Genomic DNA, 24,051 nt, shown 5'->3' on the forward strand with positions numbered 1-24,051 from the left:
CGGCCAGCAACGTCGACGACCGACGCCCATCGCCGGTTCGGCCATGGCCGACGCAGCGCGCGGCACCGTCGGGTGTGGGCTAGCTTTCCGCGCCGTCGGCGTGCTCGGTCGGATCCTGCGGAGACTTGCAACAATGTTGCAGCCAAAGCGCGGCAACCACCAACGCTAGCGCGCTGCCCGCCGCCACCACCGTGCCAGTGGTGTCCTCGGCGGCCGCCCGCAGCCATGACCGCCGCGGCAGGAAGTACGCCAGCACCCCGATCCACCACCCCGTCACCAGCGCACCCACCCAGGCCGAGGCCTTGGCTACCATCAAGCTGCGCGCCACCACAAGCGGGTGCAGCCAGCCGGGCCCGTCTCCGATCTCGCCATCGCTGATCTTGACCCGCACGTAGCGAGCCCACAACGCCTCGGCGACCGCGACCGCGAGCAAGGACAAGCCCGTCCACACCGTGATCGGCGGAAACCACCGGTAAAGCACCGCCACCAACAGATATCCCACCGCCGCGGCGCCGACCACCGCGGCGGTCAGATCACGTTTTCGGGTCGGTCCCATCAGCTTTCCGGTGCCCGACTGACGGGGTGTCTGCTATTCAGATCGAACGACGGCCTAAACAACCGCACACTGTCGCGGTCGGCGGGCTCCAGCTCGGCCAGCAGTCGCGTGACGGGCCGCGGGCACCCGGCAACCGTCAGCTGCGCCGTTGGGTCGACGGCAATCCACGGGATCAACACAAAGGCCCGCAGATGCGCCAGTGGGTGCGGCAGCGTGAGGTGGTTCTCCCGCGCGGTCACTTCGACCAGAGCCTCGGTGGCCGAGGTCTGGTAGCAGGCGATCAGGTCGACGTCGAGATTTCGTGGACCCCAGCGCTGGCCACGCACCCTGCCCGCAGCGCGCTCGAACTCCTGCGCCCGCCGCAGCCACTCCCGCGGTTCGCAGGTAGGATCGTCGGCGATCAGCACCGCATTGAGGAACTGCCCCTGCTCCACCCCACCCCAGGGGTCGGCCTCATATATCGGGGAAGCCGCAATCAACGCATCGCCGAGACCGTCGGCGACCGACCGCAATCGTGCCAGGCGGTCACCCAGGTTGGAGCCAACCGAGAGCACTACCCGCGTCATACCGCGCCGCCCGCCGGGACTACCCAACCGCGGCCGCCGCGCCGTGAGCGTCGGATCACCACCGCCACATCGTCGAACGTCTGCGGAATGGGCGCCTGCGGCTTGTGTACCGCCACCTCAACGGCATGCACTCGCTGGTCGTCCATCACGTGATCAGCGATCTCGGCCCCGACCGTTTCGATCAGCTTCCGCGGGGGTCCGGCGACGATCTCGGCCGCCCGCGAAGCCAGCCGCACGTAGTCATAGGTGTCGGCCAAATCGTCGCTGTTGGCGGCCTCGGCCAGGTCTATCCACACGGTGACATCGATGACAAACCGCTGCCCGGCCACTCGCTCGTGGTCGTAGACCCCGTGCCGACCATGCACGGTCAGGCCGCGCAGTTCGATTCGGTCAGCCATCGCGTTCTATCCTTTCCGCTCCCATCCACGCTTCGACCACCTTGATGGCATCGACCGAGGCCCGCACATCATGCACCCGCACACCCCAGGCCCCGTGCAGTGCGGCCAGCGCGGAAATCACGGCCGTCGCGGTGTCACGCCCATCGGTTGGCCGCATCACGCCGTCGGGCCCGGCCAACAACGCACCGAGGAAGCGCTTGCGCGAAGCACCCACCAGCACTGGGATTCCGGTCGCGACCAGTTCCGGAAGGGCATGCAAGATCGCCCAATTATGTTGCGCCGTCTTGGCGAATCCAAGCCCGGGATCGAGCACCAGCCTTGCCGGGTCGACGCCTGCGGCCACCGCGTCGGCGACGCTGGCCAGCAGATCGGCACGGACCTCGGCCACCACGTTGCCGTAGCGCACAGGCACATGCGGGGTATCGGCCGATACCGCCCGCCAGTGCATCAACACCCACGGCACATCGGCCTCGGCCAACAGCGGCCCCATCGCCGGATCGGCCCGCCCACCCGACACGTCGTTGACCATCTGGGCACCGTTCTGCAACGCCGCCCGAGCGACATCCGCGCGCATGGTATCGATGCTGACGGTGATGCCTTGTGCTGCAAGCTCTTTGACGACGGGTATGACACGAGACGTCTCCACCGCCGGGTCAACCCGAGTGGCACCGGGCCGGCTCGACTCACCACCGACGTCGACGATGCCCGCACCTGCGGCTGCCATCGCCAGACCGTGCTTCACCGCATCGTCGAGATCGAGATAACACCCGCCGTCCGAGAAAGAGTCGTCCGTGACGTTTAGAACCCCCATCACCTGCACGGGCGCCGGACTCACTTCCGCAAAATGAGGTCGAGCGCTTCGGCTCGAGAAGCGGCATTGGTTTTGAACAGTCCGCGCACCGCCGACGTAGTGGTGACCGAGCCGGGCTTGCGAACCCCGCGCATCGCCATGCACAGATGCTCAGCCTCGATCACCACGATTACCCCGCGTGGATCGAGTTTTTTCATCAGGGCATCGGCGATCTGACTGGTGAGCCGCTCCTGGACCTGAGGTCGCTTGGCGTACAGATCGACCAGTCGCGCGATCTTTGACAAGCCGGTCACCCTGCCGTCGTCGCCCGGGATGTAGCCGACGTGGGCCACACCGTGGAACGCCACCAGGTGGTGTTCGCAGGTGGAGTACATAGGGATTTCCTTGACCAACACCAGCTCGTCGTGGTCTTCGTCGAACATGGTGTTCAACACCGAGTCGGGGTCGGTGTAGAGCCCGGCGAACATTTCGCGGTATGACCGGGCAACCCGGGACGGGGTGGCTACCAAGCCGTCCCTATCCGGATCCTCGCCGATCGCGTACAGCAATTCGCGCACCGCGGCCTCGGCACGTTGCTGGTCGAACACACGGATACGAGCAGATGCGCTGCGCGAATCCAGCTGCGACATCGAATGCTCCGTTCGTCAGCCGTGGGCCGGCTTGGTCCGACTGACCTCGTCATCCTGCTCCGCCGAGGACTCATCGGAACCCGGATCGGCTTGACCGGTCGGGTAGGGCTGACCCGGATACGTCGGTGCCGGTTCACCGCTATAGCTGGGCCGATGAGATGACCTTGGGGGCCATCCCGGCGCATGCCAGCCCGCCGGGGCACCGTAGTCAGGCTGGGTGGAGCCGTACTGGCGGTCACCGGACCGGTGGGTGCCGGCGGGCGAACCGTTGGCGCCGTGCCCGGTTTGGCCGGCGTCGGACCGGGCGGCCTCAGCGGCTTGGGTAGCCTGCGCAATCGCCGCCTTGAACGCCGGCTCGGGGACCGGCTGGGGCCAAGGTTCGCCGCGTTCGATCGCGAGCTCGCCGGGTGTCTTGATGGGCGGTTTGTCCGACGGGATCCGGCCACCGAAGTCGTCGAACATGGTGAGCCGCGGCCGCTTTTCGACGTCAGCGAAGATGCTTTCCAACTCGGGTCGGTGCAGGGTCTCCTTTTCCAGCAGCTCGCCGGCCAAAGTGTCCAGCACGTCGCGGTATTCGGTCAGGATTTCCCACGCTTCGGTATGCGCCGCCTCGATAAGCTTGCGGACCTCTTCGTCGATCTCGCGGGCGACCTCGTGGGAGTAGTCCGGCTGGGTGCCCATGGTACGTCCGAGGAACGGGTCGCCGTGTTCGGAGCCGTATTTGACCGCGCCCAGCTTGGAGCTCATTCCAAATTCGGTGACCATTGAGCGCGCTATCTTGGTGGCCTGCTCGATGTCGGACACCGCGCCGGTGGTCGGCTCACGAAACACCAGTTCTTCGGCGGCGCGCCCACCCATCGCGAACACCAGTTGCGCGATCATTTCCGATCGGGTCCGCAGGCCCTTGTCTTCTTCCGGCACCGCCACCGCGTGCCCGCCGGTACGCCCGCGCGCCAGGATCGTCACCTTATAAATCGGCTCGATATCGGGCATCGCCCAAGCGGCCAGGGTGTGCCCGCCCTCGTGATAGGCGGTGATCTTCTTCTCCTGCTCGCTGATGATCCGGCCTTTGCGGCGCGGGCCGCCGATCACCCGGTCCACCGCTTCCTCGAGGGCGGGACCGGTGATGACGGTGCCGTTCTCCCGGGCGGTCAGCAGCGCCGCCTCGTTGATGACGTTGGCCAGGTCGGCTCCGGTCATGCCGACGGTCCGCTTGGCCAGTCCGTCGAGGTCGGCGTCCGCGGCCATCGGCTTGCCCTTGGAGTGCACGCGCAGCACCGCCCGCCGACCCGCCAGATCGGGGTTGGATACCGGGATCTGGCGGTCGAAGCGGCCCGGCCGCAACAGCGCCGGGTCCAGGATGTCGGGCCGGTTGGTGGCCGCGATCAGGATGACGCCGGCGCGATCGCCAAAACCGTCCATTTCGACTAGCAACTGGTTGAGGGTCTGCTCACGCTCGTCGTGACCGCCGCCCAGCCCGGCGCCTCTTTGTCGGCCGACGGCGTCGATCTCGTCGACGAAGATGATGCACGGGCTGTTCTGCTTGGCCTGCTCGAACAGGTCTCTGACGCGGGATGCGCCGACGCCGACGAACATTTCGACGAAGTCGGAGCCGGAGATGGTGAAGAACGGCACTCCGGCTTCGCCGGCCACCGCACGAGCCAGCAACGTCTTACCGGTTCCCGGCGGCCCGTAGAGCAGCACGCCTTTGGGGATCTTGGCGCCCAGCGCTTGGTACCTGCTGGGGTTCTGCAGGAAGTCCTTGATCTCGTAGAGCTCCTCGACCGCCTCGTCGACACCCGCGACGTCGGCGAAGGTGGTCTTGGGCATGTCCTTGCTCAGTTGCTTGGCGCGTGACTTGCCGAACCCGAAGCCCATCCGGGCGCCGCCTTGCATGCGGGAGAACATCACGAACAGCCCCACCAGCAACAGCAGCGGCAGCACGTAGACCAGCAGCTCGCCCAGGATGCTGCCTTGGTTGACGACCGTGCTGACCTTCGCGTTTTTGGCGCTGAGCGCGTTGAACAGGTCGACGGCGTACCCGGTGGGGTACTTGGTGATGACCTTCTCGGACCCGTCGGTCTCGTTGTTACCCTTCTTCAGGATCAACCGCAGCTGTTGCTCGCGATCGTCGATCTGTGCGCTCTTGACGTTGTCGCCGTTGATCTGCGCTATTGCCACCGAGGTATCAACGGGCTTGTAGCCGCGGGTGTCGTCGCTGAAGTAAAAGAACGACCAGCCGAGCAGCACCACGACGGCGATCGCTGTTATGGTGCGAGTCACGTTTTTCCGGTTCATCGATCATCGGCCGTGCCGGCCAGGTCCTTCCCGATACACGCAGCTGGAAAGTCCAGGTTACCGCTCGTGGCGATCGCAAACCCGGCGGAGCCGGGTGCAGCGGGTCGCCACCATCAGCCGCGTGGCGATCGCAAACCGGCTCTTCGCAGTTGAGGGTGTAGGGCGGGTCGGCGCGTCGTTGCCGGGTAGGGGTCGAGGTCTTCCGATGATGGGGGTTCCTACACCTCTCATCCGAAAGACCTCGACGTGCACGACGCTACCGGTGGTGCGGGCTTTGTCCGCCCCGGTCTGACCGCTTTCTGCCGGCTTGATGAGCTCGGGGTGGAGGTGACCGGCCAATACCTGGATTCCGAGCGGGCGGTGGCGGCGTGTCGGATCACCGACGAGGATCGATGGTGTCGACGTTGCGGCGAGCAAGGCCAGGTACGGGATACCGTGACCCGCCGATTGGCTCACTGGTGCACCATCCTTGTGTCGGTGATCTTGGATGGATTGCCCGATGCACCCGAGGCGCCGCTGGGTTATCGCCCTGCTCGCTTGACAGCCGTGATGTCCATCATGAGTTTTGCGGAGTCCGGCGGTTGCCCCGGACGCGCCGACCGTCGACAGGACTGAGCGCCGACGAGCGCCGAACAGTGAGCGATGCGGCAGCCGCGTTCGGGCCTCGCACGAGGGTGCCTCCCCACTGGGTCTAGCAGCGAGGAGGCTGTTATGGAGTCTACTGCCGAAACCACATTGCGCGACGAGCCGCAGAACGGCGTCACGGGTGGAATTGATTGGGCGCGAGACGATCACGCGGTATCGATCGTCGATGCGCGTGGCCGCGAGGTTCGCCGCGCCACGATCGAGCACAACGCCGCCGGACTGCGCGAGCTGCTCGAGCTGCTGAACCGGGCCGGTGTGCGCGAGGTCGCCATCGAACGCCCGGACGGCCCGGTGGTGGACACCCTGCTCGAGGCCGGGCTCACGGTGGTGGTGATCAGCCCGAACCAGCTGAAGAATCTGCGCGGCCGTTACGGCTCGGCCGGCAACAAGGACGACCGCTTCGACGCGTTCGTGCTCGCCGACACGCTGCGCACCGACCGGTCCCGGCTGCGTCCACTGCTGCCCGACACCGCGGCCACGGCCACCCTGCGCCGGACCTGTCGCGCTCGCAAAGACCTGGTCGGGCACCGGGTGGCGTTGGCCAACCAGCTGCGCGCGCACCTGCGCATCGTCTTTCCGGGCGTGGTCGGGCTGTTCGCCGACATCGACTCGCCGATCAGCCTGGCGTTCCTGACCCGATTCGACTGCCAGGACCGCGCAGACTGGTTGTCGGTCAAGCGCCTGGCCGCCTGGCTGGCCGCCGCCGGCTACTGCGGGCGCGTCGACCCCGCGGTGCTTCACGGCCGGCTCACCGGCGCCCCGCGCGGTGTCACAGGTGAGGACGGCGCCGCCAACGCACACATCACCCGCGCCCTGCTCGCTGCGCTTACCAGCATCGCCACGCAGATCAAGGCCCTCGACGCGCAGATCGCCGAGCAGCTCGCCCTGCACGCCGACGCGCACATCTTCACCTCCCTGCCCCGCTCCGGCACCGTGCGCGCGGCCCGGCTGCTCGCCGAGATCGGTGACTGCCGAGCCCGTTTTCCCACGCCCGAATCGCTGGCCTGCTTGGCCGGCGTCGCCCCCTCCACCCGCCAGTCCGGCAAAGTCACCCACGTCGGGTTCCGTTGGGCCGCAGACAAACAACTCCGCGACGCCGTCTGCGACTTCGCCGGCGACAGCCGCCGAGCCAACCCCTGGGCCGCCGACCTTTACAACCGCGCCCGAGCCCGCGGCCACGACCACCCTCACGCCGTACGCATCCTCGCCCGCGCCTGGCTTTACGTCATCTGGCACTGCTGGCAAGACGGCGTCGCTTACGATCCCACCCAACACCGAGCCCTGCAGGCTCTCCGTAACCAAGTTCGCCAAACGGCGGCTTGACACAGGGCTACTCATGAGCCCTTCGGGTGGCGCCCGACGACCTTGGTGCTCACCGTGCGCCGCTACCGGTGTGCCGGCTGCGCTCATGTGTGGCGGCAAGACAGCAGCGCGGCAGCCGAGCCGCGGGCGAAGTTGTCGCGCCATGGGCTGCGGTGGGCATTGGAAGCCGTTGTGTGCCAACACCTCACCATCGCCCGTGTCGCCGAAGGGCTGGGGGTGTCGTGGAACACCGCCAACAACGCCGTGTTGGCCGAGGGCAAGCGGGTGTTGATCGACGATGCGGGCAGGTTCGACGAAGTCACGGTGATCGGGGTCGACGAACACGTGTGGCGCCACACGCGGCGCGGCGACAAGTACGTCACCGTGATCATCGACCTGACCGGCATCCGTGAGGGCACCGGCCCGGCCCGGCTGCTGGACATGGTCGAAGGACGCTCCAAACAGGCCTTCAAGACCTGGCTGGCCGAACGAGAAGAATCCTGGCGCCAGGCGGTGGAAGTGGTGGCGATGGACGGGTTCACCGGGTTTAAGACCGCCACCAGCGAGGAACTGCCCGACGCGGTGGCGGTGATGGATCCCTTCCACGTGGTGCGGCTCGGTGGTGAGGCGCTGGATAAATGCCGGCGCCGCGTTCAACTCGACACCTGCGGACACCGCGGTCGCAAGACCGATCCGCTCTACGCCGCGCGGCGCACCCTGCAGACCGGAGCCGACCTGCTCACCGACAAGCAAAAAGACCGGCTGACAAAGCTATTCGCCGTCGACACCCACATCGAAGTCGAGGCGACCTGGGGCATCTACCAGCGCATGATCAGCGCCTACCGCCACCCCGACCGCCGCAGGGGCCGCGAGCTGATGAGCACGCTGATCGAGTCGATCAGCGACGCGGTCCCCGCGGCACTGACCGAGGTCATCACCCTGGGGCGCACATTGAAGAAACGCGCCGCCGACGTGCTGGCCTACTTCGACCGGCCGGGCACATCCAACGGACCCACCGAGGCGATCAACGGCCGCCTCGAACACCTACGCGGCTCTGCGCTGGGATTCCGCAACCTCACCCACTACATCACCCGATCCCTCCTGGAAACCGGCGGATTCAAACCCCGACTACACCCTCGATCATGAAGAGCCCGTTTGGTACGTATGCGGCGTCTTGGTGCGACCGGCCAGGGGCAGCCCGTTGGCGCCGTCGCCCAGCGTGAACTGAGGGCGGAGAATCGGCCGAAATCTCGCCCTCAGTTCACGCTCGGCGCCCGCTTGGCCTCACCCCGTCAACGTGTGTCGACGGTTACCCTTGCGACCTAGTGCCTCGGGCAGACACGCCGAGGTCTTCCTTTTCGGCAGCGTGGAACCGCCCATCATCGAAAGACCTCGACCCCTACCCGGCAACGACGCGCCGACCCGCCCTACACCCTCATCTGCGAAGAGCCCGCAAACCCCGCGCCTGGCGACAATACGGCCCGCAAAGCGGGCCGAGGAGGAGCCAGGCAATCAGCCCACAGCCGGGTGCAGCGGGTTGTCGCGCATAGGTGAGCACAGCGACCATCGCCCCCCGTGGAGTCCAGTGTTGCGGACGTGACTAAAGAGCAGCACGGGCAACGGGAGCAGAACTCGGGTCAATTGAGTCATCCAGCGCGCGAACGTGGTTCGGCGCAGCCCCGGTTGGCTGTCTGGGCGTCCAGGTGCTCCTGGGCGGCCGGCCCGCCATGAAGGCGCGCCGCAGCTTTGGCATTGAGTGCACAATATTCGACCCGTCACCAAGCAAACTCACAGGTCAACGGGCTCTATTAATGCTGAGCCGCGAATTGTGAGCCCAGTCGGGAAACACGCGGAGCACCAGAGTCACCGCAGCGGCCGGGGCGGTTCAACTCACCATGGATCGCTCTCGTCGTCTGGTGCTGGACAATCGTCGCTATAGCGCGTCGCGAACACCTCAGCTTCTGCTGCCGCGGCTTCTTCCGGCGATGGTAACCCCCAGGTTTCGCCCACGGTCTTACGTAGCAGTGCGACGCGGTGTTCATCTGCATCGACCTGTTGACTCATCCTGTCAAGGATGAAGGCGTACTGGGCCGACTGCGCCTTCTGCCGCGCCAGGTCGGCAATCACCAGGATCTCAGAAGCGAGCTGCGACTCACTCATCCAGGCCACCCTGGCCGACAGCTCGACATGGTCAATCCGGCCGTCCATCAGCGTCGATACCGACACCGTGCGTGGGGGATTCGTCACGGTAAAAAGCGCGATCTCTTGTTCGGTGTCCGTCTCCGCCTGACCGTGGGCATTGTCCAGGTCGGGTCCGGTGTCCGGGGTCGCCGCCGACCCGACGCCAATAATCGGATCCGCAGTCCAGCCCTCCGCGCCGTCGGCGCCCCAGAGATCCACGGCGTCGAAATCGTTGCTGTCAAAGTCATTTCCGGGCAAGTCCACCGTCCCTTCGGAATTCATTGCCACCCGGGAAGGGTCGGCCCGGGCAGCTGGCGTGGTCAGTCCGAACAGGTCGTTGGGAAGACGCTGTGGCCTGCACTGCGGGCAGCAAACGTGGTCAGGTAAACAACCCGTCGATAGCCTTGCGCCACGCTTCGTCGGCCTCGCTATATATCTTCGCCGCAATTCGAAGACTTTTGGCGAGATCGACACCGGCCGTATGCAAGGACGAGCCCAGGGCATTGTGGGCAGTCAAGTACACATTTAACGTGTCGTTGAACTGTGAGCAGTACGGACCGTGAGTGATCGCCACAGATTCGCCTAGGCCAGCGGCAGCTTCGACGCCCGAGGAGGCATCGACCGCCGCGTTGTCATGGTGCGACGCCAGTACACCGAGACGCTCGGGCTGGACGGTCAAGTTTTCCGTCATTGATCGTGTCCCTTCCGTTTAGCATTGCGCGTTGTTAGGCGCTGGCTAGCGATGGATTTGGCTCGCCATGCCGTTAGACGACGTTTCGTACCAGCACCTTTTGCCCACCGCCCGCGTCAGCTTCGACTGGCGCGCGCTCGGCGTCTTCAGTGCCCGCCGCCGCGCCTTCCGAGTACTTCTTCGTCGTCGTCCCTTTCGACGCCCCCGAAGAGGGGTGCATGCCGCCCATGCCTACGGGTCCGCCCATACCTTGGGAACCCTGCGCGGAGACCAGCTGCGACTGCCCGCCGACCTGCTCGGCAGCGGCGCCGACCGGGCCATCAGCTCGGGGCCGTAGCGCCTGCCGAGTTGAGGCGGCATGGACCTGAGCCAGGCTCGGCAAGCCCCCAAAACCGGACCCGCCCCCAATGCCGGCCAGGGCGGGCAAGCTGGCTGAGCTCGCCAAGCTATCCGCGTGAGCCAAGCCCGACGATGCGGACAGACCGGCCGCACCGAACAAGCCAGTCACTTGCGACAAGCCGCTGGTCGCGCCGGTCAAGCCGGGGACGCCCGCAAAGAAGGACTCCAGGTTCGACCACCCTCGAGAGAACAGTCCGGTCACCCACCCCGTGAGCTTGTCCCAAAGCTCTTTCAGGCCGTTGAGCGCGTTTGTAATGAACTCCCACACTTCTCCGAGGATGCCCTTGATGATGTCCGCCACATCCGAAATGATGTCCGCAATGGCGGCCGCGACCAACTCCGCCAATTTGGCAAGCAATTTGAGGAGTTGAGTCGCGTTGATCAGCGTTTTCACGACCAAGTAGGCAAGCGCGCCGCCCACTACGGCCATCGCGCCCGCGCAAAACGGCGCCTGGAAGGCGGCCGACAGGGCGTGCCCGACGACCGGGATGTAGGTCAGGTCCACAGCCACCGGGCGCACGAACTCGAGACCTTTCTTGGCGCCCTCCAGGATGTCGCGGGTCGTCTGGACCGCGTTGGCCTGGTCGTGGATCAGGCTGATGAGCTGACGATCGAGATCTGCCAGTTCCTGGAAAAAATTCACGTGGTTGCGGTTTTTGCCGGCGTATTTGTCCGCGGCCGAACCTAACCAGCCATCACCCGGAAACGCCGCTGCCAGCTCCTCCAGGGCTTTTTCGAAGTACTCTAGCGAGGAGTAAAGGATACCCCCTTGGTTGGGTATTCCAATCCCCAGAAGGTCGTACAAGCCGTCAATGGCACTGATCGTTGGATCGATGATGAACGCTCTGCTCATGCCTGCCGCCTATCTCAACGGTCGTCGATTCCATGCATAGACTTGATTCTGCATTGCACGCGTAGGGCCTACAGTCTGGCTGTCATGCTTGGCCGATGTCAACAGTTTTTTTCATGCTAAGCAGATCGTCAGTTTTGAGTTCGTGAAGACGGCATGTTCACTTGTTGTCGACTACATCGTCTGCGCACATTTGCCCTCCTGCAACTGCGCTGCGACAATGCGCCAACCGCCGTGTAGGCGGCGCGATCCCAAGGCAGTGTCTCCGACGTCGATGCCTGCGCTTCGCCTTCGATCGGTATGAGATCTGTTGCAGGAGAGTCTATATAGTGTGCTCATGGGGCTAGCCGGCGGCGGCCTCGTGGCGGGCACAATCACCTCGCCGGTGGCGCAATCAGGGCTGTGCTAACCCACCATCACTCACCCGATTCGGTGTCGAAGCGGGGCGCTCTCATGGTTGCGAGGCAAAGCAAATCTCGGTTGTCCTAAATCGCGTCCGCTAAACACCTAGCTAGGCCGATCTGTCATTATCTCCGATCATGTTTGATAAGGCGACGAAAACCGACGATGGAAATCCGTTGCGCTCGGCAAGATCGGCGAAGTATTGCGGCGGCCTTATCTAAACCACTGAAGTTTTAGTAATTATCCGTCCGAGATATCCGAATATAGCGAACACCGGTACCTTGCGAAGAAAAGCCTGAATCTGATAACGCCGATATCCACTCGGGAGTTATCGGGCAACGGAAAGCGAAACGGCCTCCGTCGGAGAGCGACTGGGATAGCCCTGGTTCCGGGTGGTTTGCTATCCCGGGATAACGGCAGTGCTACATGCTCGGACCGATTTGCGATGCAGCCCCACCAATGCGGTGTCTCGCCTTAGTAGACACCTGCCGAGGATGGGTTACATGGTGGTCAGCTACTGAGCCAACCGGTCGCACGGCGAGCCGTATCAAGATCACGCCAAGACAGCGGTTAATTCTATCAGCAAATGTTTCTATAGGACTCTATAGCCCGCCTGAGCTATTCCGGTGCTGTCGGCTAAGCCTGTGACCGGTGTCACTGCAGCAAGCCATTTCACCGATTGGCTCACGTTTGGGACCCTCGACTGACTGCGGTTGGTTGACCTGCTGCTTTTGTCCGCGAATTCACCGGAATTTGAACTGGACCTGGCCGGCAATCGTGGGGCAGTCACTGTGAGCTGCAGCCATGCCAGCTGCACAGGAAGTGCGATCCGGACGTCAAGGGAGGCCCGACTGGTCCGGCCGGCCGATCAATGATGCGCGGCAGCACCCGCGACAATCGCCTCTGGCTGCTCCCCAAGCCCTTCTCAGGCCGGTGCCCGGTGTGATTTGGTGAGACGATGGGCGCACCTACCGAACGGTTAGTTGATACCAACGGCGTGCGACTGCGAGTGGTCGAGGCCGGTGAGCCCGGCGCACCCGTGGTGATACTGGCCCACGGCTTTCCCGAACTGGCCTATTCATGGAGACACCAGATTCCTGCGCTTGCCGACGCCGGCTACCACGTGTTGGCTCCCGATCAGCGCGGTTACGGCGGATCGTCTCGCCCAGAGGCGATCGAGGCCTACGACATTCACCGGTTGACCGCTGACCTAGTGGGCCTACTAGATGATGTCGGTGCCGAGCGGGCGGTCTGGGTTGGTCATGACTGGGGTGCCGTGGTGGTGTGGAACGCGCCACTGCTGCACGCTGACCGAGTCGCCGCCGTTGCCGCGTTGAGCGTCCCCGCGCTGCCCCGGGCACAGGTGCCGCCGACGCAAGCGTTCCGCAGCAGGTTTGGGGAGAACTTCTTCTACATCCTTTATTTCCAGGAGCCCGGCATCGCCGACGCCGAACTCAATGGCGACCCGGCCCGCACGATGCGCCGAATGATCGGCGGTCTGCGCCCTCCGGGCGATCAGAGCGCGGCAATGCGTATGCTGGCGCCCGGCCCCGACGGCTTTATCGATCGGCTTCCGGAGCCGGCCGGGTTGCCGGCCTGGATTAGTCAGGAGGAACTCGACCACTACATCGGCGAGTTCACCCGCACCGGTTTCACCGGCGGCCTGAACTGGTACCGCAACTTCGACCGCAACTGGGAGACCACGGCCGACCTCGCCGGCAAGACGATCTCCGTGCCCTCGTTGTTCATTGCGGGCACAGCCGATCCCGTCTTGACGTTCACCCGCACCGACCGCGCTGCGGAGGTGATCTCCGGCCCGTATCGCGAGGTGCTGATCGACGGGGCCGGTCACTGGCTGCAGCAGGAACGTCCCGGTGAGGTGACCGCGGCCCTGCTGGAGTTCCTGACGGGGTTGGAGTTGCGATGAAGGCACCGTTGCGTTTTGGCGTTTTCATCACGCCATTCCATCCGACCGGTCAATCCCCGACCGTGGCGTTGCAATACGACATGGAGCGCGTCGTTGCGCTGGACCGGCTCGGCTACGACGAGGCGTGGTTTGGCGAACACCACTCCGGTGGCTACGAGCTGATCGCTTGCCCGGAGGTGTTTATCGCGGCCGCAGCGGAACGGACCACCCACATCCGGCTAGGTACCGGAGTGGTTTCGCTGCCCTACCATCATCCGCTGATGGTGGCCGACCGTTGGGTGCTGCTGGATCACCTGACCCGTGGGCGGGTCATGTTCGGCACCGGCCCCGGCGCGCTGCCGTCGGACGCCTACATGATGGGCATCGATCCGGTCGAGCAGCGACGAATGATGCAGGAGTCCCTCGAGGCGATTCTCGCGCTGTTCCGTGCCGCACCTGACGAGCGAATCGACCGCCACTCCGACTGGTTCACCCTGCGTGAAGCGCAATTGCACATCCGCCCCTACACCTGGCCGTACCCCGAAATCGCTACCGCAGCCATGATTTCGCCATCGGGTCCGCGACTGGCCGGTGCGCTGGGCACGTCGCTGTTATCACTGTCAATGTCAGTGCCCGGCGGCTACGCTGCGCTGGAAACAGCGTGGGGCGTGGTGCGGGAGCAGGCCGCCAAAGCTGGGCGGGGCGAGCCGGATCGCGCCGATTGGCGGGTGTTGAGCATCATGCACTTGTCGGACAGCCGCGACCAGGCGATCGACGACTGCACTTACGGGTTACCCGACTTCTCGAGGTACTTCGGCGCGGCAGGGTTTGTCCCGTTGGCGAACACCGTGGAAGGCACCCAGTCGTCTCGGGAATTCGTCGAGCAATACGCGGCCAAGGGAAATTGCTGCATCGGCACGCCCGATGACGCGATCGCCCACATTGAAGACTTGCTGCACCGGTCGGGTGGCTTCGGAACGTTGCTACTGCTCGGCCACGACTGGGCCCCGCCACCGGCAACCTTTCACTCCTATGAGCTGTTCGCCCGTGCTGTGATTCCTTATTTCAAGGGACAACTCGCGGCGCCGCGGGCGTCGCACGAATGGGCTAGAGGCAAGCGCGACCAATTGATTGGCCGCGCCGGCGAAGCGGTCGTCAAAGCCATCACCGAGCACGTCGCCGAACAAGGGGAAGCGGGCAGCTGACGCGCGCGGGCGCAGTGTTCCCGACGACGACATGCCCGTGTATCGGGCGCCAAAGTCGACGCTGATCGGCCCGCCCTGCGCGGACCCAACTTAGGACCCGGGTTAGGCCCAGCTGGAGCCGACGGCGCTGTCGGTTTGTGCCATGTTGTTGCCGGCAGCCTGCACCTTCTGCCCGTGGGCGTTGGCCTGCTCGTAGATCACCTGGAAGTTACGGCCCAGCTGGGTAATGAACCCCTGGCAGGCCGCCGAACCGGCGCCGCCCCAAAAGTCACTCGCGGTCAACACATCAGAAATGATGGCCTGATGCTCGGCCTCCAGCGACCCGGCCAGAGCGCGGATCATGGCGCCATGAGCGTCGACGTCCCCGAATTGATAGTTGATGGTCATGTGTCCTCCTGAGTCGTCGGGCCGGGTCAGCTGCTGAGGATCTGCTGGGAGGCCTGCTCTTGCTGTTCGTAGTTGTTGGCGTCGCGAACCAGCCCGTCACGCACCCCGTGCAGCATGTTCACGATGTTGCGAAACGCCTGATTCATCTGGGTCATGGTGTCTAGCGAGGTCGCCTCGGCCTGACCGCTCCAGCCCGCACCGGAAATGTTTTGCGCGGACGCCCACATCCGGCGAGCCTCGTCCTCCACCGTCTGGGCGTGCACCTCAAAACGGCCCGCCATGTCCCGCATCGCGTGCGGATCCGTCATAAAACGCGAGGTCATATGAATTCCTCCCTTTGAATCGTCGAATTCGATCCTCGATCAACGAACGTAGTTGGTCATCCGCCAGCCGGCGGTTGGGCGATCACGGTCGGCTTGAATCCGTATCGAGGGGCAGCGAAGTTGTTAAACGCACGTCCGGCACCGCTACCCATGAGCGGCATCCCGCCAAACGCGTGTGTCGAACCTTCAGCGGCGGCCGCGGCTCCGAGGCCGTTGGACGCCGCCAGCACCGCGGGGCTCGCCGCCGGGGTCGTGGCGGTCCAAACGGCCGGAACCTTCAATCCCCCGACCGACGCCGCCTGACCGACGGCGCCCGCAACGCCGCTCAGGCCAGCACTCGGAATGGCCGGAACGGCGGCCGGCAACGCCTTGGCGGCCTCACCGGCGGCTTTGGCGCCTTCACTCGCCCACTTCGGCAGGTCGTGCGCCAGGCCAAAGTAGTCCTTGAATTGGGTGACCATGAGCCGAGCGGGCGAGACCCATTTGCCGAACGTGTCCATGGCCACGCTGGCATCAAGTTCTGCCGACCCGGTCACACCCTGCACAAAGTCGCCAAGCACTCCGCCCACGATGAGCCCGCTACCGTCCGAGGACCAGGTGTGCCCGGTCAAACCGAGCGCCTTGCCAAGGTCGGTGAGCCAAGGCGGTTCATTGGTGAAGATTCCGCTAAGCCCAAACAACGCTTTAGGAATGTCGGTGAGGGCTTGCGCATTTGCGGCCCCGCTGACAGCTTGTCCGACAGATGCGGCCTGGCTGGCCAGCCCGGCCGGGTTGATGGTCTGCGCCGCCGGATTGAATGGCGACAACTGCGTCGCCGCCGCCGACGCGCCAGCATAGCCGTACATCGCGGCCGCATCCTGGGCCCACATCTCGGCGTATTGCGCCTCGGTGGCCGCGATCGCCGCCGTGTTCTGGCCAAGGAAGTTCGTCGCCAGCAACGCCATCAACAACGCCCTGTTGGCCGCGATCTCCGGGGGCGGCACGGTCGCGAAAAACGCCGCCTCATAAGCACTCGCCGCTGCCACCGCTTGGCTGCCGGCTTGCTCGGCCTGCCCGGCGGTGCTCCTCAACCACGCCACCTGGGGCGTGGCGGCAGCCACCATGGACGCCGCGGAGGACCCCTGCCATGGCCCGTCGGCCAGGCCAGTGATCAGAGCGTCGTAGGTGGACGCCGTGGTTTGCAACTCGGCGGCCAGCGCCTCCCAGGCCGCCGCGGCAGCCAGCATCGGTCCCGAACCGGGTCCGGCGTACATCAGCGCGGAGTTGACCTCCGGCGGTAACTGAGCAAAGTCCAGCATCGGCCTCTCCTAAGCGATCGTGGCGGCGTTGGCAGCCTCGGTGGCCGCATATGAACCGGCGCTGATGCCCAGCGTGGTCGCCAACTGCTCCTGGACCGCCATCGCCTCGGCACTAATCGCCTGGTACAGCTGTGCATGCGCGGCAAACTGGGAGGCGGTTAGCAGGGACACCAAATCAGCGGCGGCCGGAACCACACCCGTCGTCGGGCCCGCCACCGCTGCATTTCCGGCCCGCGCAACGGCGTTGATCGACTGCAGTTCCCCCGCGGTCGCAGCCAGCATCTCTGGCTCGGCGTGCATGATCGACATGGTATTTTCCTCCCTCTAATGCACGTTGCATCAATAGCTTTCGGCGTTCCCCGCTGAAGACCACACGACAGGCTAGCCATCCTTATAGGAACATCACAGACTTCACACAGGTTGTTCACGGCTAAGTCAATAACAATTCATTTACTTCAAGGGCATTTCCGTAGCTTTTGAAATTCCCCTGAAATTCATTGGTAACAAGTAATTTGAGTTTGGTATGAATTTCGGGGTACTGGCATTGGCGGGCCCTATAATGCGCAGCTTGCGCACACCACGCCACGCTGAAGCAACCGTCGACCGATTCAACGGCTCAGACGCTAGGGTGCCAGGCATGATCCGATTGGTCCGTCATTCGATCGCGCTGGTTGCCGCCGGCCTGGCCGCCGCATTGTCGGGGTGCGATTCCCACAACTCGGGATCGCTCGGCGCTGATCCGCGGCAGGTGACCGTGTTCGGATCCGGGCAAGTGCAGGGTGTGCCGGACACGTTGATCGCTGACGTCGGCATCCAGTTCACCGCGGCCGACGTCACCAGCGCGATGAACCAGACCAATGATCGCCAGCAAGCGGTGATCGATGCCCTGGTGGGTGCCGGCCTGGACCGCAAGGACATCCGCACCACCGGGGTCACCGTGGCACCGCAGTACAGCAATCCGGAACCGGCCGGAACCGCCACCATCACCGCATACCGGGCCGATAACGCCATTGAGGTCAAGATCCACCCGACCGACGCCGCATCGCGGCTGCTGGCCCTCGTCGTCAGCACCGGCGGTGACGCCACCCGGATCAGCTCGGTCAGCTACTCGATTGGCGACGACTCGCAGCTGGTGAAGGATGCCCGGGCGCGCGCCTTCCAAGACGCCAAGAACCGTGCGGAACAGTACGCACAACTGTCGGGACTGCGGCTGGGCAAGGTGATCTCGATCTCCGAGGCATCTGGCGCCGCGCCCACGCACGAGGCGCCGGCGCCGCCGCGCGGCCTATCCGCGGTGCCGCTGGAACCCGGCCAGCAGACGGTGGGCTTCTCGGTCACGGTGGTCTGGGAACTGACCTAGCCGCCTACTGATAGACCCTGGGGTCCAGCGTCCCGATGTATGACAGGTCACGGTAGCGTTCGTCATAGTCCAGGCCGTAGCCCACGACGAAGTCGTTGGGAATGTCGAAACCCACGTACGCGATTTCGACGTTGGCGTGCACCGCATCGGGCTTGCGCAGCAGCGTGCACACCCGCAATGACCGCGGATTCCGGCTCGTCAGGTTCCGCGACAACCACGAAAGCGTCAGGCCGGAGTCGACGACGTCCTCGACGATCAGCACATCGCGGCCGTGGATGTCGCGGTCGAGGTCCTTGAGGATCCGCACCACGCCCGACGAGGATGTCGATGACCCATACGAACTCACCGCCATGAACTCGAACTGGGTCGGCACGGGAATCGCGCGCGCCAGGTCGGTAACGAAGAGCACCGCGCCCTTCAGCACGGTGATCAGCAGCAGATCCTGGCCGGTGGTAGCGGACAGCTCGCGGTAGTCGTTGCCGATCTGTTCGCCGAGCTCGGCGATACGGGCCTGAATCTGCTCGGCCGTGAGCAGCACCGACTTGATGTCCCCCGGATAAAGCTCCGCCGTCTGCCCGGGGGTGATCGCCGAGGAGCTCTGGGTCACGTGCACAGCGTGCCACGCCGCGGGACCAACGACCAACGCGGGCGTCAAACGGGCTCGCGCCGCAACACAAGTACGCCGTCGCGCCGCCCGGCGACCAGTCGCTGACCACGCAACGTGGACCCAACCGCTACCCCGCCCTGACCGCGCCACGCGGTGACCAGCCGGTCCACTCCGCGGATCTGCCTGTCGGTCAGTCCGGTCGCGCCGCCGGCCAGCAGCCAGCCCCGAATAACCCGGCGCCGCACCGCATCCGGCAGCGCGGTCAAGGCGCTGGTACTCAGCTCCTGTCCCTGTGAGCCAGCAACAGCGGCTCCGGGTAGCGCCTGCGCAGCGATCGTGTCGATCAGGTCAGTGTCCTCGCGCAACGCTGTCGCGGTGCGGGCCAGCGCTTCGGCCACACCTCCGCCCAGCACGTCCTCCAGCAGTGGCAGCACTTCGGTGCGCAATCGGGTTCGGGTGAAGCGGCGGTCGGTGTTGTGCGGATCCTGCCAGGCGGTCAGGCCCAGCTCCCGGCAGGCCGCATGTGTCACGCTGCGGCGCACCCCCAGCAGCGGCCGGCACCAGGGCGGATCGTACGGACGCATGCCGGCGATCGACCGGGCCCCCGAACCACGGCCAAGCCCCAACAACACCGTCTCGGCCTGATCATCGAGCGTATGGGCCAGCAGCACCGGGCCATCGCGGTGCGCCTCCAATGCCGAGTAGCGGGCGCTGCGCGCCGCCGCCTCCCGGCCGCCGGCCCCGCCCACCTGAACGCGAAGCACCCGCGCATCCACACATCCCAGCGAAATCGCTTGTATGCGAGCTGTTTCCGCGACCGTGGCCGAGCCGGGCTGCAGACCGTGGTCCACGATCAGTGCGGTGGTGGGCCACAGCCGTGCAGCTACAGCGGTGAGCGCCAACGAGTCCGGGCCGCCGGAGAGCCCCACGGTCCAACGGTCGCAGGCGTCGAGATGGACCCGAGCGAACTGCTCCGCAGCCGCACGCAGCTGCGCTACAGCACCCTGTCGATCCATCGCTGCGGGTTTTCGATCTCGGCAGGCAACGGCAGCGTCTCGGGGCCCGACCAGATCGTGTTGAACAGCTTCATTCCCGCCCGGTCGACCACATGGTCGACGAATGCCTTGCCCCGGGTGTACTGGCTGAGCTTGGCGTCGAAGCCCAGCAGAGCTCGCACCAGCCGCTGCAGCGGCGGCTGTTTGTGATGACGACGGTCGTCGAAGCGGCGGCGGATGGTGGCCACCGAGGGCACCACCATCGGTCCGACCGCATCCATCACATGCTCGGCATGGCCTTCCAGCAGCGTGCCAAGTACCAGCAGCTGGTCTAAGGCCTTACGTTGCGGCTCGGATTGCACGGCTCGCACCAGGCCCAGAATGCCCGACGGGTTGACCGCGGAATCGTCGGTACCGTGTCCACGGCTGCGGACGAAGTCCGCCAGCCGGCTCATCACCCGCCCGATGTCGTCAACGGGTTCGAAGGTCAACAGGTTTAGCGCCTGCGACATGTAGCCGGACAGCCAGGGGTTGGCGGTGAACTGGACTCGGTGGGTGACCTCGTGCAGGCACACCCACAACCGGAAATCGGACGGCTCGACCCGCAGTTGACGCTCGACGGCGATCACATTGGGATATACCAGCAGCAAGCAGCCTTCTTCGGCGGCTCCGAACGGGTCGTACTGGCCGAGGATGCCCGAGGCCACAAACGCCAGCACGGCACCGGTCTGCGCACCGGTGATCCGACCGGTGAGAAACCCCCGCGGTTTGGCGCTTCCGTGCGTCATCGCCCGCATCGATTCGGCGGCCGAGCGAATCCACGCCGGCCGGTCGACGACACGGGCCGGCGGCACCACACCGTCGGCGATCAGACCGGTGACGTCGCGCACCGGCGGCTCGGCCTTCTCCGCCGCGACGGTCAGCTCGTCGATCACCTGGCGACGGGTGTATTCGGTGGACGGCGGAGCGGGCCGGGCCAGCCGCTCCCCGACGCTGGCCGCAAATTCCCAATCGACCGTGTTCCCCAGTGTCAGCTCGGACGCTCCGGTCACGTCGTGCACCCGCAGAACCACAACTTAGTGGCCAGAGCGTCCATCGCGTTGCGACCGTTGGGACCGGCTTCGTTGGAGATGAACGCGAAGGTGAGCACTCGGCCGCTACGGTCGGTGAGCACCCCGACTAGCGAGTTGATCGCGGTCAGCGAGCCGGTCTTGGCCCGCAACCACCCGGCCGGACCCTGGTCGGTGGCCGCGTCGAGGAAGCGCTCGCCCAGCGTGCCACTGCCACCGGCGATCGGTAGCAGATCCAGCAGCGGCCGCAACGCGGGCTGGTCGGGTCCAGCCGCGGCCTGCATCGTTGCATCGAGCGTCCGAGCGGTCAGGCGGTTGTCGAGCGACAATCCACTGGAATCCACCAGCGCAGCGCCGGCGGTGTCGATGTGTGCGGTGTTCAATCGGCTGGTCACCGCGTCGACCGCGCCACTAAAGCTCTGCGGCCGGTTGATCGCGACCGCTACCTCGCGGCCGATGCACTCGGCCATCACATTGTCGGAGGCGTTCATCATCTGAGACAGTCGCTGGATCAACGGCGCCGACTGCACCACGGCCAGCTGCCGCGCGCCGGCCGGAGCCGATGCGATCGTCACCGCCGCGGGGTCCAGGCCAAGGGCTTTGGCCAACTCCCGACCGGCATCCAGCGCCGGGGTGCGGGACCGTCTCGAATTGACGGTGGTCGGCTGGATACGCCCGGCGTCGATCATCGCCGCTTCGATCGGCGCGATGTCACCGTTGTCGATATCGGCCGGATCCCAACCCGGCGCCATCGTCGGACCGCTAAACGCCGAGGCGTCCACCTGCACGGCGGTGGGCGTCACACCGCTGCGGCGAATTTGTTCGACGAGGTCACCGATGCGAGCCGCGCCGTGATACCAGGTGTCCTGACCGGGCGGCGCTGCCGACAGCGTCGGATCGCCCGCGCCCACCAACACGACAGGTCCCTGGGGGTTCTGGCCGCCTGCCACCACCCGCGTGCTGATCCGGGCCTGTCGGTCCAGTGTCAGCAGAGCCGCCGCCGCCGTCAGGATTTTGTTGGTCGAAGCCGGCACCAAGGGCACGTCGTCTAGCCGCTGCCAAAGTTCTTGTCCGGTCAGGGCATCGGTGATCCGACCTGCTAACTTGCCCAGATCGGGATCGGCCGCCACCACCTCAAGCGCCGCGGTCACGCCAGCGGCACTCGGTGTCGCAGCGGTGTCCGCCACAGGGACCACTCCCGCCTTGACTGTGGGTGGCCGCGGTGGAGGCACGGGGGCACGCACGCCAGCCCGGTGACCACCAGTGGTGACCAGCGCTGCGGCCGCCACCACAACGGCGACAAACGCCAGCACGGCCGCGCCGACGACCACGTGCGTGGATTTCCGCCAGCGTGTGGGACCCATGAGCTCTCCTGCCTTTCCGGTCCCATTCTGCCGAACCGGCCGGGCGACGCTGCGACGGTACCGGCTCGACTAGGGTGTCCACGGACGCATTGGACCTCCCCGTTGTCCCATGCACTCTGATCTGAAGGAGCCGACGCGTGCAATTCGACGTGACCATCGAAATTCCCAAGGGCCAGCGCAACAAGTACGAGGTCGACCATGAGACGGGGCGGGTTCGTCTGGACCGGTACCTGTACACCCCGATGGCCTACCCGACCGACTACGGCTTCATCGAGGACACCCTGGGCGACGATGGCGACCCGCTGGACGCGCTGGTGCTGCTACCACAGCCGGTCTTCCCCGGGGTGCTGGTGGCGGCGCGGCCGGTGGGGATGTTCCGGATGGTCGACGAGCACGGCGGCGACGACAAAGTGCTGTGCGTCCCAGCCGGTGACCCCCGGTGGGACCACGTCCAAGACATCGGGGACGTTCCGGCTTTCGAGCTGGATGCGATCAAGCATTTCTTTGTGCACTACAAGGACCTGGAACCAGGCAAGTTCGTCAAGGCGGCCGACTGGGTCGACCGCGCCGAAGCCGAGGCAGAGGTGCAGCGTTCAGTGGAGCGCTTCAAGGCCGGCACACGCTGATTTGGGCTTAGGGCGCCCGGCCCCGCGCCTTGGCACCCTCCGCCGGTCATGATCCGAACTTCGTGGGGGACCTGACTGTTAGGCGATTGCGCCGCACACTCTCGGTGAACGCCGCCCCGATAAAAACCACCCCCACCGAAGCGGTGACCCACTCGGGGACGGCGAATCGGTGGTCGATGGACAACAACAAGATTATGGCGAGCGCGCCAATCGCCCAGTGTGCGCCGTGTTCCAGGTACACGTACCGGTCCAGTGTGTCCTGTCGCACCAGATAGATCGTGATCGACCGGACAAACATCGCACCCACCACACCAAGGCCGAGCGCGATGATGATCGGGTCCGTAGTGATAGCAAAGGCCCCGGTGACGCCGTCGAAAGAGAAGGCGGCGTCGAGCACCTCCAGATACAGGAACAACGCGCAGCCAGCCTTTCCGGCCGCCTGCCTCGCCTGCGCGCCCGGCGTGGCTTCATCCAACCCCGCCGGCCGGAACGCCCGGCTGATCCCGTTGACGATAAGATAGGTCACCATTCCCAAAAGGCCGGCGACCAGCACCGTACCCCGCTGATCGCTGGAGTGTGTCAACAGCGCGCCGGCAAGGACCAACCCAACACTGGCCACTATCACCGGGACCTGACCGAGTCGACCGATGCGGGCAAAGGGGACCTCAATCCACTTCAGCCACTTGATATCGCGGTCGTGAACGACGAAGTCCAGGAAAAGCATCAGCAGGAACATGCCGCCGAACGCCGCGATCTGCGGATGCGCCGCGGTGATCAGCTTTTCATAGCTGGGCGATCCGTCCGCAAATTCCAGCGCGCCATGGGCCGGTGGACGAAGCGCCAGCTCCATCGCGCGGACGGGGTCCAGGCCCGCGGTGGTCCAGATGATGACCAGCGGGAACACCAGCCGCATCCCGAACACCGCAATAAGAATCCCGATGGTCAGGAACATCCGCTGCCAAAACGGGCTCATCCGCTGCAGAATCGCGGCGTTGATGATGGCGTTGTCGAACGACAGCGATACCTCAAGGAGCGCCAGCACCGCCAGCAAGAACAGGGCGGTCGGCCCGCCGTGCAAATATCCGGTAACCAACGCCACCACCGTCATCAGCAGCGAGAAGCCGAAGATGCGGAACGTTGACATGGATCCTTCCGAGGAAAAACCCCACAATAGCGACGAAC

24 protein-coding genes and 2 pseudogenes are annotated in these 24,051 nt (G+C 65.3%); 6 read left to right on the top strand and 20 right to left on the bottom strand.

The window, feature by feature from the left end; genetic code table 11:
- Nucleotides 1–79: 79 nt before the first annotated feature.
- From MCAN_RS18985 to MCAN_RS23210, 7 genes and pseudogenes are all read right to left on the bottom strand, one after another.
- Nucleotides 80–556, bottom strand: coding sequence for a DUF3180 domain-containing protein (locus MCAN_RS18985; protein WP_003419535.1), 477 nt, complete (start codon nt 554–556; stop codon nt 80–82).
- A complete protein-coding gene (gene folK, locus MCAN_RS18990) occupies nt 556–1,122 on the bottom strand; it encodes a 2-amino-4-hydroxy-6-hydroxymethyldihydropteridine diphosphokinase (RefSeq protein ID WP_003419536.1) in 567 nt (188 codons plus the stop codon). Before folK ends, MCAN_RS18985 begins: the two co-directional genes overlap by 1 nt.
- A complete protein-coding gene (folB, locus tag MCAN_RS18995; protein WP_003419537.1) occupies nt 1,119–1,520 on the bottom strand; it encodes a dihydroneopterin aldolase in 402 nt (133 codons plus the stop codon). The genes folK and folB overlap by 4 nt, the downstream gene beginning before the upstream one ends.
- Nucleotides 1,513–2,355: a dihydropteroate synthase gene (folP, locus tag MCAN_RS19000; protein ID WP_003899596.1), complete on the bottom strand. Its 843-nt coding sequence runs from the start codon at nt 2,353–2,355 to the stop codon at nt 1,513–1,515. The genes folB and folP overlap by 8 nt, the downstream gene beginning before the upstream one ends.
- Entirely contained in the window at nt 2,352–2,960 is a 609-nt protein-coding gene (gene folE, locus MCAN_RS19005; RefSeq protein WP_003899597.1) for a GTP cyclohydrolase I FolE, read from the bottom strand. Before folE ends, folP begins: the two co-directional genes overlap by 4 nt.
- Nucleotides 2,961–2,975: 15 nt before the next feature.
- Nucleotides 2,976–5,258, bottom strand: a complete 2,283-nt coding sequence (gene ftsH, locus MCAN_RS19010) for an ATP-dependent zinc metalloprotease FtsH (protein WP_014001830.1) — start codon at nt 5,256–5,258, stop codon at nt 2,976–2,978.
- Between the two features lie 452 nt (nt 5,259–5,710).
- Nucleotides 5,711–5,891, bottom strand: a pseudogene (locus tag MCAN_RS23210) (hypothetical protein); the annotation flags it as partial.
- Between the two features lie 78 nt (nt 5,892–5,969).
- On the opposite strand from MCAN_RS23210, the gene MCAN_RS19020 reads away from it, so the two are divergent.
- Complete coding sequence (locus tag MCAN_RS19020; protein ID WP_014001439.1) at nt 5,970–7,226, top strand: IS110 family RNA-guided transposase; 1,257 nt, start codon at nt 5,970–5,972, stop codon at nt 7,224–7,226.
- Between the two features lie 3 nt (nt 7,227–7,229).
- Nucleotides 7,230–8,351, top strand: a pseudogene (locus MCAN_RS19025) (ISL3 family transposase); the annotation flags it as partial.
- Nucleotides 8,352–8,805: 454 nt separating this feature from the next.
- Here MCAN_RS19025 and MCAN_RS19030 read toward each other — a convergent pair.
- The 4 genes from MCAN_RS19030 to espA form a co-directional block, all read right to left on the bottom strand.
- On the bottom strand, nt 8,806–8,967 hold the full coding sequence (locus tag MCAN_RS19030; RefSeq protein WP_014001833.1) for a hypothetical protein: 162 nt from the start codon (nt 8,965–8,967) through the stop codon (nt 8,806–8,808).
- A 128-nt stretch (nt 8,968–9,095) separates the two neighbouring features.
- Entirely contained in the window at nt 9,096–9,650 is a 555-nt protein-coding gene (gene espD / locus MCAN_RS19035) for a type VII secretion system ESX-1 target EspD (RefSeq protein WP_003419545.1), read from the bottom strand.
- 115 nt (nt 9,651–9,765) lie between these two features.
- A complete protein-coding gene (gene espC / locus MCAN_RS19040; RefSeq protein ID WP_003899599.1) occupies nt 9,766–10,077 on the bottom strand; it encodes a type VII secretion system ESX-1 filament-forming target EspC in 312 nt (103 codons plus the stop codon).
- 73 nt (nt 10,078–10,150) lie between these two features.
- Nucleotides 10,151–11,329 carry a type VII secretion system ESX-1 target EspA gene (gene espA / locus MCAN_RS19045; protein WP_003419551.1) on the bottom strand — a complete coding sequence of 393 codons (1,179 nt, stop codon included), beginning with the start codon at nt 11,327–11,329 and terminating at the stop codon, nt 10,151–10,153.
- 1,357 nt (nt 11,330–12,686) lie between these two features.
- Here espA and ephA point away from each other — a divergent pair.
- Entirely contained in the window at nt 12,687–13,655 is a 969-nt protein-coding gene (gene ephA, locus MCAN_RS19050) for an epoxide hydrolase EphA (protein WP_003899600.1), read from the top strand.
- Nucleotides 13,652–14,839 (top strand): LLM class flavin-dependent oxidoreductase, encoded by a 1,188-nt coding sequence (locus MCAN_RS19055; protein WP_003899601.1) that lies wholly within the window; start codon nt 13,652–13,654, stop codon nt 14,837–14,839. The genes ephA and MCAN_RS19055 overlap by 4 nt, the downstream gene beginning before the upstream one ends.
- A gap of 102 nt (nt 14,840–14,941) precedes the next feature.
- Here MCAN_RS19055 and esxV read toward each other — a convergent pair whose 3' ends face one another.
- From esxV to MCAN_RS19075, 4 genes are read right to left on the bottom strand one after another with little or no spacing between them, the layout of a single operon-like run.
- Complete coding sequence (gene esxV, locus MCAN_RS19060; RefSeq protein ID WP_003405333.1) at nt 14,942–15,226, bottom strand: type VII secretion system protein EsxV; 285 nt, start codon at nt 15,224–15,226, stop codon at nt 14,942–14,944.
- A gap of 26 nt (nt 15,227–15,252) precedes the next feature.
- On the bottom strand, nt 15,253–15,549 hold the full coding sequence (gene esxW / locus MCAN_RS19065) for a type VII secretion system protein EsxW (protein WP_014001834.1): 297 nt from the start codon (nt 15,547–15,549) through the stop codon (nt 15,253–15,255).
- Nucleotides 15,550–15,605: 56 nt separating this feature from the next.
- A complete protein-coding gene (locus tag MCAN_RS19070) occupies nt 15,606–16,847 on the bottom strand; it encodes a PPE family protein (protein WP_003900723.1) in 1,242 nt (413 codons plus the stop codon).
- A 9-nt stretch (nt 16,848–16,856) separates the two neighbouring features.
- Nucleotides 16,857–17,156 carry a PE family protein gene (locus tag MCAN_RS19075; RefSeq protein ID WP_003899605.1) on the bottom strand — a complete coding sequence of 100 codons (300 nt, stop codon included), beginning with the start codon at nt 17,154–17,156 and terminating at the stop codon, nt 16,857–16,859.
- A gap of 328 nt (nt 17,157–17,484) precedes the next feature.
- Here MCAN_RS19075 and MCAN_RS19080 point away from each other — a divergent pair, with 328 nt between their 5' ends.
- Nucleotides 17,485–18,207 (top strand): SIMPL domain-containing protein, encoded by a 723-nt coding sequence (locus MCAN_RS19080; protein ID WP_014001835.1) that lies wholly within the window; start codon nt 17,485–17,487, stop codon nt 18,205–18,207.
- Nucleotides 18,208–18,211: 4 nt separating this feature from the next.
- Here the strand turns inward: MCAN_RS19080 and hpt are convergent, their stop codons facing one another.
- The 4 genes from hpt to dacB are packed head-to-tail and all read right to left on the bottom strand — an operon-like array spanning nt 18,212 to nt 22,243.
- On the bottom strand, nt 18,212–18,862 hold the full coding sequence (gene hpt, locus MCAN_RS19085; RefSeq protein WP_003419558.1) for a hypoxanthine phosphoribosyltransferase: 651 nt from the start codon (nt 18,860–18,862) through the stop codon (nt 18,212–18,214).
- Nucleotides 18,859–19,830 (bottom strand): tRNA lysidine(34) synthetase TilS, encoded by a 972-nt coding sequence (tilS, locus tag MCAN_RS19090; protein WP_014001836.1) that lies wholly within the window; start codon nt 19,828–19,830, stop codon nt 18,859–18,861. The genes hpt and tilS overlap by 4 nt, the downstream gene beginning before the upstream one ends.
- Nucleotides 19,809–20,861, bottom strand: coding sequence for a zinc-dependent metalloprotease (locus MCAN_RS19095; RefSeq protein ID WP_014001837.1), 1,053 nt, complete (start codon nt 20,859–20,861; stop codon nt 19,809–19,811). Before MCAN_RS19095 ends, tilS begins: the two co-directional genes overlap by 22 nt.
- Nucleotides 20,858–22,243 carry a D-alanyl-D-alanine carboxypeptidase/D-alanyl-D-alanine endopeptidase gene (gene dacB, locus MCAN_RS19100; protein WP_014001838.1) on the bottom strand — a complete coding sequence of 462 codons (1,386 nt, stop codon included), beginning with the start codon at nt 22,241–22,243 and terminating at the stop codon, nt 20,858–20,860. The genes MCAN_RS19095 and dacB overlap by 4 nt, the downstream gene beginning before the upstream one ends.
- 137 nt (nt 22,244–22,380) lie before the next feature.
- Here dacB and ppa point away from each other — a divergent pair, with 137 nt between their 5' ends.
- Complete coding sequence (ppa, locus tag MCAN_RS19105) at nt 22,381–22,869, top strand: inorganic diphosphatase (protein WP_014001839.1); 489 nt, start codon at nt 22,381–22,383, stop codon at nt 22,867–22,869.
- Between the two features lie 46 nt (nt 22,870–22,915).
- On the opposite strand, the gene MCAN_RS19110 is transcribed toward ppa, so the two are convergent.
- Complete coding sequence (locus MCAN_RS19110) at nt 22,916–24,013, bottom strand: DUF475 domain-containing protein (RefSeq protein ID WP_014001840.1); 1,098 nt, start codon at nt 24,011–24,013, stop codon at nt 22,916–22,918.
- Between the last annotated feature and the right edge of the window lie 38 nt (nt 24,014–24,051).

It is taken from the genome of Mycobacterium canetti CIPT 140010059 (genome assembly GCF_000253375.1).
Classification (GTDB): domain Bacteria; phylum Actinomycetota; class Actinomycetes; order Mycobacteriales; family Mycobacteriaceae; genus Mycobacterium; species Mycobacterium tuberculosis.

Bases quoted from the DNA above. Each gene is read 5' to 3' on its own strand.
- MCAN_RS18985 (WP_003419535.1), bottom strand. From the start codon at position 556: ATGGGACCGACCCGAAAACGTGATCTGACCGCCGCGGTGGTCGGCGCC.
- folK (WP_003419536.1), bottom strand. From the start codon at position 1,122: ATGACGCGGGTAGTGCTCTCGGTTGGCTCCAACCTGGGTGACCGCCTG.
- folB (WP_003419537.1), bottom strand. From the start codon at position 1,520: ATGGCTGACCGAATCGAACTGCGCGGCCTGACCGTGCATGGTCGGCAC.
- folE (WP_003899597.1), bottom strand. From the start codon at position 2,960: ATGTCGCAGCTGGATTCGCGCAGCGCATCTGCTCGTATCCGTGTGTTC.
- ftsH (WP_014001830.1), bottom strand. From the start codon at position 5,258: ATGAACCGGAAAAACGTGACTCGCACCATAACAGCGATCGCCGTCGTG.
- MCAN_RS19020 (WP_014001439.1), top strand. From the start codon at position 5,970: ATGGAGTCTACTGCCGAAACCACATTGCGCGACGAGCCGCAGAACGGC.
- espC (WP_003899599.1), bottom strand. From the start codon at position 10,077: ATGACGGAAAACTTGACCGTCCAGCCCGAGCGTCTCGGTGTACTGGCG.
- espA (WP_003419551.1), bottom strand. From the start codon at position 11,329: ATGAGCAGAGCGTTCATCATCGATCCAACGATCAGTGCCATTGACGGC.
- ephA (WP_003899600.1), top strand. From the start codon at position 12,687: ATGGGCGCACCTACCGAACGGTTAGTTGATACCAACGGCGTGCGACTG.
- MCAN_RS19055 (WP_003899601.1), top strand. From the start codon at position 13,652: ATGAAGGCACCGTTGCGTTTTGGCGTTTTCATCACGCCATTCCATCCG.
- esxV (WP_003405333.1), bottom strand. From the start codon at position 15,226: ATGACCATCAACTATCAATTCGGGGACGTCGACGCTCATGGCGCCATG.
- esxW (WP_014001834.1), bottom strand. From the start codon at position 15,549: ATGACCTCGCGTTTTATGACGGATCCGCACGCGATGCGGGACATGGCG.
- MCAN_RS19070 (WP_003900723.1), bottom strand. From the start codon at position 16,847: ATGCTGGACTTTGCTCAGTTACCGCCGGAGGTCAACTCCGCGCTGATG.
- MCAN_RS19075 (WP_003899605.1), bottom strand. From the start codon at position 17,156: ATGTCGATCATGCACGCCGAGCCAGAGATGCTGGCTGCGACCGCGGGG.
- MCAN_RS19080 (WP_014001835.1), top strand. From the start codon at position 17,485: ATGATCCGATTGGTCCGTCATTCGATCGCGCTGGTTGCCGCCGGCCTG.
- tilS (WP_014001836.1), bottom strand. From the start codon at position 19,830: ATGGATCGACAGGGTGCTGTAGCGCAGCTGCGTGCGGCTGCGGAGCAG.
- dacB (WP_014001838.1), bottom strand. From the start codon at position 22,243: ATGGGTCCCACACGCTGGCGGAAATCCACGCACGTGGTCGTCGGCGCG.
- MCAN_RS19110 (WP_014001840.1), bottom strand. From the start codon at position 24,013: ATGTCAACGTTCCGCATCTTCGGCTTCTCGCTGCTGATGACGGTGGTG.